9 protein-coding genes are annotated in these 12039 nt (G+C 69.5%); 1 reads left to right on the forward strand and 8 read right to left on the reverse strand.

Annotation, left to right across the window (positions count from 1 at the left end; genetic code table 11):
• Window positions 1–10 precede the first annotated feature (10 nt).
• From O3I_RS28775 to O3I_RS28800, 6 genes are all read right to left on the reverse strand, one after another.
• The gene (locus O3I_RS28775) at window positions 11–682 is read right to left on the reverse strand and encodes a DUF6668 family protein (protein WP_051066780.1); all 672 of its coding nucleotides are present in this window, start codon (window positions 680–682) and stop codon (window positions 11–13) included.
• The gene (locus O3I_RS28780) at window positions 679–1557 is read right to left on the reverse strand and encodes a MinD/ParA family ATP-binding protein (RefSeq protein ID WP_014986530.1); all 879 of its coding nucleotides are present in this window, start codon (window positions 1555–1557) and stop codon (window positions 679–681) included. Before O3I_RS28780 ends, O3I_RS28775 begins: the two co-directional genes overlap by 4 nt.
• 16 nt (window positions 1558–1573) lie before the next feature.
• A complete protein-coding gene (locus O3I_RS28785) occupies window positions 1574–2533 on the reverse strand; it encodes a hypothetical protein (RefSeq protein ID WP_014986531.1) in 960 nt (319 codons plus the stop codon).
• Between the two features lie 57 nt (window positions 2534–2590).
• A complete protein-coding gene (locus tag O3I_RS28790; RefSeq protein WP_041562938.1) occupies window positions 2591–4219 on the reverse strand; it encodes a cutinase family protein in 1629 nt (542 codons plus the stop codon).
• A gap of 363 nt (window positions 4220–4582) precedes the next feature.
• Window positions 4583–6970 carry a RelA/SpoT family protein gene (locus O3I_RS28795; RefSeq protein ID WP_014986533.1) on the reverse strand — a complete coding sequence of 796 codons (2388 nt, stop codon included), beginning with the start codon at window positions 6968–6970 and terminating at the stop codon, window positions 4583–4585.
• 300 nt (window positions 6971–7270) lie between these two features.
• Complete coding sequence (locus O3I_RS28800; RefSeq protein ID WP_014986534.1) at window positions 7271–8215, reverse strand: alkaline phosphatase family protein; 945 nt, start codon at window positions 8213–8215, stop codon at window positions 7271–7273.
• Between the two features lie 215 nt (window positions 8216–8430).
• On the opposite strand from O3I_RS28800, the gene O3I_RS28805 reads away from it, so the two are divergent.
• Entirely contained in the window at window positions 8431–9189 is a 759-nt protein-coding gene (locus O3I_RS28805; protein WP_041564504.1) for a metallophosphoesterase family protein, read from the forward strand.
• A gap of 526 nt (window positions 9190–9715) precedes the next feature.
• Here the strand turns inward: O3I_RS28805 and O3I_RS28810 are convergent.
• Together O3I_RS28810 and O3I_RS28815 are read right to left on the reverse strand one after the other, a co-directional pair.
• Window positions 9716–10351: an NUDIX hydrolase gene (locus tag O3I_RS28810; RefSeq protein ID WP_014986536.1), complete on the reverse strand. Its 636-nt coding sequence runs from the start codon at window positions 10349–10351 to the stop codon at window positions 9716–9718.
• Window positions 10352–10776: 425 nt separating this feature from the next.
• The gene (locus tag O3I_RS28815; RefSeq protein ID WP_014986537.1) at window positions 10777–12027 is read right to left on the reverse strand and encodes an adenylosuccinate synthetase; all 1251 of its coding nucleotides are present in this window, start codon (window positions 12025–12027) and stop codon (window positions 10777–10779) included.
• Between the last annotated feature and the right edge of the window lie 12 nt (window positions 12028–12039).

Genomic DNA, 12039 nt, shown 5'->3' on the forward strand with positions numbered 1-12039 from the left:
ATGCGTGAGGTCACTGATCGGGCGGCTTGCGGCCGCCCCGGTTCCGCGCCGGATCGTCGAGTTCCGCCTCCTCCAGTGCCGTGCGTGCCGCCGCGACGATGTCGGCGCCGAGCTCTCGGACATCGAGCGGTACCTCCTCCAGCGGGTCGATCTTGCGCTTCTTCGGTGGCATCGGGTCGCCCGGCGTCCACACCGGCAACTTCTCCGGTTCTACCAGCGTCCACTCCTCATACCACGGGACCTGCCACAACTGGCCGGCCAGCGAACCGACCACGTCGCGGTAGCGGCGGATCTCGGCGGGCAGCCGGCCGGGCCGGGCCGCGACGGTGATCAGCCCGAGTACCTCGCAGGAACCCGCGAAACCCGAATGATGTTGGCGCAGTAGGTCGTGCGCGCGGGTGAGCCCGGAGATGGTCTCCCTGGCCACCAGCACGACGAAGGGGGACTCGCGATCGAAGACGCCGGGCCAGCGCCGGCTCGAATCCGCCGCGGGCGCGAGCACATGCGCGAGGCTGCTGGCGCCCGCACCGCCGTGCACACCGAGCAGCCAGACCAGCGGTGCGCGCCCGATCCCGGGCACCGGACGGTCCCAGATCGGGGCGCGCCGCGACTCCGGCGGGGCGACGACACCCACGGGCGCGGATTCTGGTTGTTGACGTCGAAAACTCATGGCGGCGGTCATGATGCCACCCCGGCGAGCAGGCGCCCATAAGCCCGGCGCGTCTCGATGGCCAACGAGGCGTGGCGGACCAGCTCGCCTCTGGCCAGGTGCGGATCATAGGGAATCTCGCGGATATCGCGCACCCAGCCGGACAGATGCTCACGCAAATGCTCGGCAACGCGTGATTCAGTGCCGGGATGCTGATGCGAGATGACGATGGTGGTGTCGCCGACGATGCCGCCGCCCTGCCCCTCCGAAGAGTCCCCGAACTGGTCGTCCAACCATTCCAGGGTGACCCGGAGCCGGTTCGCGGCGTCGGCGCGCGCCGGAATGGCAAGTACCAGAGCGACATCCGCGTCATCGAGCAGTGGTCGCAGCTGTCGTCCGGCAATCGGGCTGCCGCCGTCGTACACCGCGGTGTGCCCCGAGTCGTACACCGCGCGCGCCACCGTGAGGTAGGTCGCACGCCGGCGCAGCGGCGCCGAGTCCCGCCACAGCAGGCCGATGCCCGAGGTGGCCCGGGACAGGCATTCCTTCAGTGGGGCGGGTTCGTCGTCGCCGCGGCCGTATAGCCAGGACTGCAGGCTGATCGGGTGCAGGTGCTCGTCCGCGCCGCGCAGCGCGAGGTCGCTGCCCGCCTGCGTCGCGTCCACCGCGACCGTGGGGGTGCCCGCCATACCGAGCTCACCGGCGATGCCGAGCGCCGTCGTCGTGGTGCCCGCGCCGCCGCAGCCGCCGACCACCAGGATCGGCCGTTGTAACGGTTGTTCCGCGCCGGAACCACCGCCCTTGCCGCGTCGCAATCGCACCACCGGAGCCTTGGAGCGCCCAGGCTTGCCCGACGATTCACCCGCTTCGGGTGTCTCGTCGAGCCAGCGGCTCCAGTCCTCTCCCATCGCTTCCTGCTCTCCTCTACCCGGCCGCGATACCCGTGATCAGGGTGCGGCCGTCGATCACCGCGGTGGTGACCGTCTGCTTGTTGTACGTGGCGGGCACGCCGCCGGGGCGGTACTCGGTGACCTCCACCGAGTACCGGTTGTCCGCGATGGTCACGATCCGCACGCAGTGGGTGGTTCCGGCGGGGATCGTATCGATGCCGCGTTGGATGGTCGCGGCGGGTGACACGGTCGCGTCGTCGGCGACCGCCTGCCTGGCCCGTTCGCCGGACCGCTCGACGTAATAGGCGTACTGGAACGCCATGATGGCGTCGGGACCCGTTGCGGTGCTGCCCTTTTCGGCGCCGCGCACGATGGTTGCCGCGTGTTCGGTGGGGCAGGCGCCGTTCGGGCGGTGGGTGGACACGCCCGCCTGCGACCGGCTGAGCAAGCTGTCGGTGCTCACGCCCGCCTGCACACTGCCCGCGGTGAACTGCACCGAGGCGGCCGGCGTCGGCGTCCTGGGCGCGGCCCGATGGCTCGCCGAATTGAGCAGGAACAGCACGCCCGCGGCCGCCGCGCCGAGCAGCAGCACCGCGATGACCAGCACCACGAACACCCGGGTTCGGCGCGACCCACGTGCCCGCGCCTGCGCGCGCAACGCACCGGAAGGGCGCCGGCGCGGCTCGTCGAAGTGGCCGTAGTCGTCCTCGTCGGGCCACGGGAAGCGCACCAGGTCGGCGTCGCGCGGGGTGTAGTCGTCGTCCGGGCCGGGCGCACGCCCCACCCAATCCGACCAGCCGCCGGTGAATTCGCTGCGCTGGGCGGCGAGTTCGGCGGGCACCTCGGGCGCGGGCTCGTCGCGGATGTAGTGCGGGTACCGGGCCGGGCCGTCGTCGTCGAGCTGTACCGCGTCCGTCTCGTCCCGGTGCACCGGGGCGGTTTCCGGCTCCAGTGCGCCGTACCACCGCGACAGATCTTTGTACGACTTCAACATTCCCCCATTCCCGCTGAGCGAGACGCATGATGCAGCATCGTCGGACCCTCTCGGCGATCAGTTCGTGGAGAACGGGTAGGTGTTGGCGGTGCCGGGTCGATCGGTGGGCGGAATCGACGTCGCGCCGCCGGATGAGGCGCCATCGGCTCCTGTCCCGAACGGAAATTGTCCCGTACCGGACGAATTCGGCGTAGTCGACGCGCCGGATTGCTCGCCGAAGAATCCCGTCGGTGGCTTATCTGCGCCACCGCGTGGACTGCCGTTCGCGCCGAATGCACCAGCGATATCGCGGGCGATCGCGGCCAACCAATCGGCCACGAATGTCGTGGGTGTGTCACCGTTCGCGGCGACCGTCGCGGTGTTGTACGCGTGATGGCGCTGCACAGTGTCCCAATATCGCACCCAGGTGGTGGTATTGAGTAATTCGCTGTTGTCGGTGATGTTCTGCACGACCGCGTCGAAGGCCTGGTTCACCAATCGAACACCCGTGGTCGGCGGCACGAGCTGAGTCAGCGCACCGGCGAGTTTGGTACCGAGCGAAAGCAGCGCGGCCGGTGGATTGGCCAGTCCGGCGGTGGCCAGCTCGCTGATGGCGGCCGGGTTGAGCACCGACTTCACCACCGTGACGACCGCGTTCAACCCGATCGTGCCGACCTTCAGCAGCGCCTGCAGCGCCGCGGGCAGGTCCAGCGGGGTCCGCGGGTCGGCGGCGTCGGCGAGCCGCTCGGAGATCGACTTCTTGGGCGAGAGCGACAGCGTGGCGAGCGAATTGCCCTGCACGTCCTCGTTGACCACCTTGGTCGCGGTCTTGATCGAGGTGTACGCCAGCGCCTGGGCGATAGAGACCAGCGAGGTGATCGGGTCGCCGCCGCTGAGCTTGGACTGCCCCACGACGTTGGTGACCGCCTTCAAGATCGGCGCGCCCTGCGGTGCGTCACACGCCAGGTCGCCCGCAGCGCAGAAACTCGCCACGCGGCCCGTGAGCGCCCCGAAATTGGCCGCCCGGTCCCGGTCCGGGCCGATGCCGCCGCCGGTGGCCGGCGTCAGCGGCAGCGCGGCGAGTTCAGCCAACTGGTCGCCCGCGGTGCCCGGCGCGGGATCGGGCGTCGCCTTGCCCGGCGAACCGGGGAACAGCGGAGCGCCCGCGTTGCGGGTCGGGTCGCCGAACAGAGCCACCGCGGCGACCTTGTCGGCGGGCAGCACCCCGTTCCCCTGCCCGATTTCCTGGGCGAAGACCGAAGCGACGTGCGCGCCCTGCGAATAGCCGACCACCGCGAATCGAGTGTCGGCACACCGGTCGGCGACGTTCTTGGCCATCGTCCGCAGCCGGACCAAGCCGCCGGTGACCGATTCCGAGTACGGCACCGCGGCACCGGCGGTCGCGCCGCCGAAACTGGATTCGTAGGGCACATAGGCGCGGTCCACCAGACCCGCGTCCGCCGCCTTGGCCAGCATCGGCCGGAAGACGGTGGACAGCATTCCGGTATCGGTGGACGGCGCGGCGTCCGGCGAGGATTCGCCGGTACCTTGAATTCCCAAGGCGTACAGTGCCGGACAAGCGCTGAGCGCGATGTTCGTCGACGGGCCCGCGGGTTTCGGCGGATCGGCTACGGCGATTCCCGCGGTAGCCACAGTCACGGCGAGTGCTGTCAGCACCCCCGTGACACCTGCCGAATAGTTAGTCATAGCGATCCGCAATCAATCCGTGTTGCCGCAGCTATCATCAACGCCATGAAACGCAATAGACCGTAACAGATTCCGGCTATTGCTGTGGCATCGCCGAAAAGTTTGCATGAACTGCCGAAAGTGCTCTGACACATTCCGGCGTGCCGTCAATAACCTTCCGGCAACTTTCCGATGGTCCGAAAACGAGAGCAACTGGTCGGCGACCCACCCGCGACGCGAAATGCCCACCGCGACGCCAACTTCCGGCCGAGCGAGGGCGCCGGCATTCGGACAGAAACCACCGGGGCGGCAAATGGATTGCCCAAATGTTGCCGATGCCAAAGCGAATGACACGTCAAGGGGAGCTGACCAGCAACCCGGATATCAGGCGGCGGAGGTAACGCGGTAGACGTCGTAGACACCCTCGACATTGCGGACCACGTTCAGCAGATGGCCCAGATGCTTCGGATCGCCCATCTCGAAGGTGAACTTGCTGATCGCCACCCGGTCGCCGTGCGTAGCCACCGACGCGGACAGGATGTTCACCTTCTCGTCGGCGAGCACCTTCGTCACGTCGGAGAGCAACCGGGTGCGATCCAGCGCCTCGATCTGGATGGCCACCAGGAACACCGAGGACGGCGACGGCGCCCAGGCCACCTCGATGATGCGTTCGGCCTGATCCTGCAGCGATCCGGCGTTGGTGCAGTCGGTGCGGTGCACGCTGACCGCGCCACCGCGCGTCACGAAGCCCATGATCTCGTCGCCCGGCACCGGTGTACAGCATTTGGCCAGCTTGGCCACCGTGCCCGGCGCACCGGGAATCAGCACGCCCGCGTCGCCGGTGGTCCGCTGCCGCGCCGGGGTGGTCGACGGTGTCGACCGCTCGGCCAGCTCGTTCTCCACGTCACCGATGCCGCCCAGCTGCGCCATCAGGCGCTGCACCACGTGATGCGCGGAGACCTGGTGCTCACCGACCGCGGTGTACAACGTGGAGATATCGGTGTAGTGCAGTTCGTGCGCGACCGCGGTCATCGCGTCGACGCTCATCAGCCGCTGCAGCGGCAGACCGACCCGGCGGACCTCCTTGGAGATCTGCTCCTTGCCGTTCTCCAGGGCCTCCTCGCGGCGCTCCTTGGCGAACCACTGCCGGATCTTGGCCTTGGCGCGCGGGGAGACCACGAAGTTCTGCCAGTCCCGGCTCGGCCCGGCGTTCTGTGCCTTCGAGGTGAACACCTCGACGACCTCGCCGTTCTCCAGCTGCCGTTCCAGCGCGACCAGCCTGCCGTTCACCCGGGCGCCGATGCACTTGTGCCCGACCTCGGTGTGCACCGCGTACGCGAAATCGACCGGGGTCGACTTCTGCGGCAGCGTGATGACGTCGCCCTTCGGGGTGAACACGAAGATCTCCGGCGACTTCAGGTCGAAACGCAGCGACTCCAGGAACTCGGCCGGGTCGGCCGCCTCCCGCTGCCAGTCCAGCAGCTGACGCATCCACGCCATGTCGTCGACTTCGGTGCTGTCGTTGGAGTGCTTGCCGCGGGTCTCCTTGTAGCGCCAGTGCGCGGCGATGCCGAACTCCGCGGTGCGGTGCATGTCCTGGGTGCGGATCTGCACCTCCAACGGCTTGCCGTCCGGGCCGACGACGGTGGTGTGCAGCGACTGGTAGACGCCGTAGCGTGGCTGGGCGATGTAGTCCTTGAACCGGCCCGCCATCGGCTGCCACAGCGAGTGCACCACGCCGACCGCGGCGTAGCAGTCACGCACCTCGTCGCAGAGGATGCGGATGCCGACCAGGTCGTGGATGTCGTCGAAGTCCTTACCCTTGACGATCATCTTCTGATAGATCGACCAGTAGTGCTTCGGGCGGCCCTCGACGATCGCGTTGATCCGGGAGGCCGCGAGGGTGTTGACGATCTCGGCGCGCACCTTGGCCAGGTAGGTGTCGCGCGAGGGCGCCCGGTCGGCGACCAGACGCACGATCTCGTCGTACTTCTTCGGGTGCAGGATGGCAAACGCGAGGTCCTCCAGCTCCCACTTGACCGTCGCCATACCGAGGCGATGGGCAAGCGGGGCAATGACTTCGAGCGTTTCCTTGGCCTTCTTCGCCTGCTTCTCCGGCGGCAGGAAGCGCATGGTGCGCATGTTGTGCAGCCGGTCGGCCACCTTGATCACCAGCACGCGCGGATCGCGCGCCATCGCGATGATCATCTTGCGGATCGTCTCGGCCTCGGCGGCCGCGCCGAGATTGACCTTGTCCAGCTTGGTGACGCCGTCCACCAGGTGCGCGACCTCGGGACCGAAGTCCAGGGTCAACTGCTCGAGCGAGTAGCCGGTGTCCTCGACGGTGTCGTGTAGCAGCGCGGCCACCAACGTGGTGGTGTCCATGCCCAGCTCGGCCAGGATGTTGGCCACCGCGAGCGGATGCGTGATGTAAGGGTCGCCGGATTTGCGGAACTGATGCTTGTGCCGCTCGTCGGCCACGTCGAAGGCGCGCTGCAACAGCGTCAGGTTGGCCTTCGGGTACAGCTCACGATGCACGCTGGCCAGCGGCTCCAGCACCGGCTTCACCGCGGCGATACCGCGCTGACCGGTCATCCGGCGGGCGAGCCTGGCGCGCACCCGGCGCGAGGCCGAGGTCGGCACCGCCGCGGTCGCGCCGGCCTGCCGGGCAGGGGTACCCGGTTTAGGCGGTTCTCCCCCGGTGGCGGCACCGTTCGACTGCGGGGCTCCTGCCGATTGCTCGACATTCGCCTCGCCCAAGTGCTGAGTCATGCCACCACCTCTCAGTGCCCACCGGCGGCGCGCACGGACCCTCCGTAGTTACGCAGGCTGCCGCCTCCGGGCCTGTCGTTCGCGCCGCGTGCCTCGATCGGACCACCCTATCCGACCGCTGCAACCGCCCAGACCACCAACTTTAGTCCCGACGGCGCAGTGCTGTCCGGCGCGCGACGACGGGGGTGCGGTATGGGGTCTCGGGCCGGGGGGACACGAGATTCGCCGAGGACTCCGAGGCGTACGGGAAAGCGTGACATATCAGGCGTCGCGCGGCGGCGTTTGTCGCCGGAATGATCGCTAACGGATCGTGGCCACGTCGGTGGGCGCGCGGGTGATCATCGACCGGCCGTCGAAATCCGGACTCGCCGCGACGCCCAGCAGATCGACCACCGTGGGGGTGATGTCGACCAGGGTGAACCGCGAGGTGGTGCTGCCCGCGGCGAAGTCCGGGCCCCGGGCGATGACGAAATTCGTTGTCTCGTCCGCGGATTGACCGCCGTGCCCGCCCTTCGGGGTGTGCCCGTGATCCGCGGTGACCAGGATGGTCCAGCGCTCCCCCGGATTGGCCAGCGCCCGCGCGTCCACCGCGGCGGCGATCCGGCCCACCTGCGCGTCGATGCGCCGGACGGCGTCGAGATACTCGTCGGACGCGCCGCCGTCCTGGTGACCGGCGTGATCGACCTGGTCCAGGTGCGTGAAAAGGAAGTCGGGCGCGAACTTGGTGACGGCGGTGACCACGGCCGTGGCGGTGGCCGCGTCGGTCTTCGCCTCGTCCGGGTCGTCCGGGACCGGCGGGGTGGAGACGACCACGTCGGCGCGCGGATCGCCGCTGCCCGTCATGGTCGCGATCTGATCCCAGGTGGCGATGGACTGGGTCTTGCGCGCCGGATCGGCCCGTTCGAGCTGCGTGAACACCGTCGGGTAGGCCGCGAACGGCGCGGCGGTGAAGTTGTTGTCCTCGATACCGTGCTTGCGGTCCCACACCCCCGTCAGCACCGACGCCCAGGACGGGCCGGAGATGGTGATGTGCGGGGCGATCGAGGAACGGCTGAGCAGCCCTTCGGCGCTGAGCCGCAACAGATTCGGAGCCTTTACCTGCTGTACTTTGTCGAACATCAGGCCGTCCAGCCCGATCACGACGACCTTGTCCACGCGGGTGTCCGCCTGCGCCGCACCGGCGACCACGGTCAGTGGCAGCACGGTCGCGGCGGCGACGGCGAGGGCCTTGGCAACGAGGCGCATACCCCGAACCATGCGGGGCGCACCGGCCGCGCGGATAGCCTCCGCGAGCAGTGTTCATTGATGCTTCATCGCTCGCGGCAGTGCCCGTTGCCTCGCTGAACACGGGCTGAACTTTTCATAGCCGAAAGCTATTCGACAAGCTCACGTGCGGGTAGCGGGTGGGTGAACGCCGGATTTCGGTTGACACCCCGGCACCGGTGTGGCTGGCTGACGCCATGCCAGCCGATTCCGCGCGGCCCGGGGTGCGGGTCGCGGCCGTCGCGGACACCCATCTGCGTCCCGCCGTCGCCGGACGTTTTCGTCCCGCGTTCCGCCGCTTGGCCGAGCAGGCCGACGTCCTGCTGCTCGCGGGCGATCTCACCGACGGCGGCACGCTCGCCGAGACCGACCTGCTCTGCGCCGAAATCGCCGACCTGCCGGTGCCGGTCGTCGCGGTGCTCGGCAACCACGATCACGACCGGCGGCTCGGCTATCGCATCGCCGCCCAGCTCACCGCGGCCGGCGTGCATATGCTCGACGGGACCGCGATCACCCTCGAGCTGAACGGTTTTCGGCTCGGCATCGCGGGCGTCATGGGCGGCAGCGGCGGCTTCCCCGATCACCCCGGCAGCCCGGACACCGGCACCGTGGAGCACCGCGAACGGATGCGCCGCGGCCCGCTGGACGCGCTGCGGCTACAGCAGGCCCTCGACACCCTGGACACCGAAATCCGCGTCGCCCTCATGCATTTCGCGCCGACCCTCGACACCCTGGCCGGCGAGCCGCCCAAGATCTACCCCGGCCTCGGCTGCGCCGACCTCGGCCGGGCCGTCGACGCAGGCAGAGCCACCCTGGCGGTGCACGGCCACGCCCACGCGGGCACCGAAATCGGTTGCACCCCAGGCGGTATCCCGGTCCGCAACGTCTCCTACCCCGTCCTGGGCCGCCCCTACGCCGTTTACACCCTCACCCCACACCTCGCCCTGGAAAGCTGACACCCCGGCGCGCCCCCGAACCCCGCGCGCCAGCCACGACCAAGCGCACCGCTTCCAGGGATCAGCCCCCTCTGGGCGGCCAGACCGGGTGCGAACCCACAGAAGTGGTGCAAATGCTGCCCGGGCCCGCCCCTACGGCGGCGACCTGCCGCAGCCAACCGCCTATGCGGGTCGGATCGCGAGCCACACGCCCGCGATGGCATCCCTACCCACACGCAGCTCAGTCCCCGCTGAACGCGCGGACGGCGGCGGACAATCGGGCAACCCTGCGCCAGCAGGCAACTGGCCCCGCGAACCGCACGCCAGTGGCGAACACGGCGCACCGGCCGCTCGGTCTCCGGCCACGCCTCCCGGACGGACAATCGAGCGGCCCTGCGCCACCAGGCAACCGGTCCTGCGCACCGCACACCAGTGGCGAACACGGCGCACCGGCCGCTCGGTCTCCAGCCACGCCTCCGGACGTGGGCGAACACTCGGGCGGCCCTGCGCCACTATGCAACTTGCCCTGAGCGGGGGCTGATGTGGCTTACTCCGCAGGCGGTTTGGGGTCGAAGGCCCAGATGGCGGCGGGGCGGCCGGTGGCTTTGACGCGGCGGCGTTCGGTGGTGCGGGCCAGGCCGGGGAGGGTGGCGAGGGTGCGGTTGAGGTTGGCGGGGTCGGGGCGGGTGCCGGCCAGGGCGGTGGTGGCTTCGACGGCGCGGGTGGCCGGGAACTCGTCGCCGATCAGGGCGCGGGTGAAGGGCAGGTCCTTCCACAGGAGGCCGGCGAGCAGTCCGCGGGCGGCCTCGACGATCCGGTTGTGGTCGAAGGCCAGTTCGGGCACTCCGTCGAACTCGACCCAGTGCGCGGGGCCCTCGTGCGGCCCGACCACGGCCCACATGGCGATCGAGAGGGTCGGCCCGCGGGGATCACGATTCGGTTCGTCGAAGGTCACCAACTGACCGACCGCACCGACCGCCGCCTGCGGTACACCGAGTTTCGTGTGCACGGCCCGGCGCGCGGCCGCCGCCAACCGCTCCCCCCGGCCGAGCAGCACGCCCGGCAACGCCAGCTCACCGGCGAACGGATCCAGCGCCCGCGACGCCACCCCCAAGCGCACCGCGGCGTCGTCACCCCAGAACCGCAACGTCACCACGTCCACCGAAACCACAGACTGCTCCACGCCACCCAATCCTGCCCCACCCCAGCCCCTCCACCCCACGCGGCACATCATGTCGGCGTCACCGGGGCCGCTTCCGCCCCTCTGAGCAGACGCACCACTTCCGTGTTCGCGCACCCGCTACGGCATGGCACAGCGGGTGCGCGAACACGAAAGGAGTGCGGGAACCGCTCCGGGGCACCTATCTGTCGCTTGGTATGGAGCGGCCTGCTCAGCGCTCCTGGCACCCGGCTGTGGGCGCACGCCGGATGGTCTCGCCTCAGCGTGGCCCTCCGGTTGTGTTCGGCCTCCGGGGGCTGTTTGCCCCGGACATCGGCGCGCATCGAGCGGGCGCTGGTGTACCTCAACGGGTTTCACAGAACGTTCGCACGGTTCACAGGGGCTGTAGTCCCTGTGACCGTACGAGCGCCTTGTGAGTCCACGCCCTATCACGCCGCAGCGGCGAGAGCCGCGGTGCGGTGGGCGCGGGTGGGGCCGTCGGAGGTGAGGGCTACCGGGGTGCCCAGCTGTCGTTCCAACCAGGGCACTACGTCGGCGGGGAGCTCGGTGAGCACTGGATCGGCGGTGGTCAGGAGGTCGGTCAACCGTTGCTGGTGGTCGAGGTCTTGCCAGTCGCCGGGCGGCAGTTCGGTGCGGATGCCGCGGTCGGTGCGGTATCCCGTTGCCGCATAACGGGTTCCCGGAGCGTCCAGGTGGGTCACGGCCAGGGCATCGATGCCCCCGCATACCGCGATGGCGTAGCGCAGCAGGATCGGGTCCAGGTGTCCGCGCCGGAACTCCCCCTGGTAGCGGCCGGTGGTGTTGTGCCGTTCCGGCAGGTCTAGCGCGGCATCCTCGGTGGGAAACGGACCCGCACCGTGTCTGGTCAGGTACGTGCGGGTGACCCCGAGTACGTCGCAGGTCGCGCCGATCTCGGCGAGCAGCGCGCGGGCGTTGCGGGGTTCTACGGTGGACCAGGTGGTGTGCGGGTGAAAGCCGCGCCATTCGTCGAGCAGCACCCCCTGGGCCCCTTCGAAGACGAGCCGGCCGCGGCGCGCGAACCCGGCCAGTTGCTCGCCGCCGACGATGCGGACGGCCGCGGCGAACTCCCGATACATCTCGACCAGATCATCGATCGGCTCGTACCGGTGTTCGCTGCTCGCGATCAACGCACCGTAGTGCGCGGCGAGACTCGCGAGCTTCTCCCGAAGCACCTTGGGGCGCAGGCAATCCGCTACGGTCGGCGCCGCGTACGCGAGCGCGTACGCCGCCGTCTCGCCGATACCCCGCCCGCAGGAACCGTGCCGCGAGGAACCCCTCGCGTCCTCGCGCGCACGGTTCGCGGCGATATGGATCGGTGTGGTGAGCCGGGCTCGCCCGTCGATGCGCAACAGCGACAACGGGTCTCGCACGCCCAGCACGGCGAGCTGTTCGGCCTCGCCGGCCAGCGCGATCGGTTCGACGAGCATGTGCCGGGACAGCAAGGTCGGCACACCGGAGAACGTGCCGGATCCGAACTGGGCGAAGGTGTGGTGCCGCCCTTCGGCGATCACGTTGTGCGCCGCCTGCGCTCCCCCGTTGAACCGCACCACGGCCGCCACGTCGAGCCCCGCCTCGGCCGAGCACAACCAGTCGACCGTCGCGCCCTTCCCCGCGTCCCCGAACCCCAGGTCGACAACAACGATGTGTGACCGAAACATGCTCGGCTCCTG

The organism is Nocardia brasiliensis ATCC 700358, from assembly GCF_000250675.2.
In the GTDB taxonomy this organism is placed as follows: Bacteria; Actinomycetota; Actinomycetes; order Mycobacteriales; family Mycobacteriaceae; genus Nocardia; species Nocardia brasiliensis_B.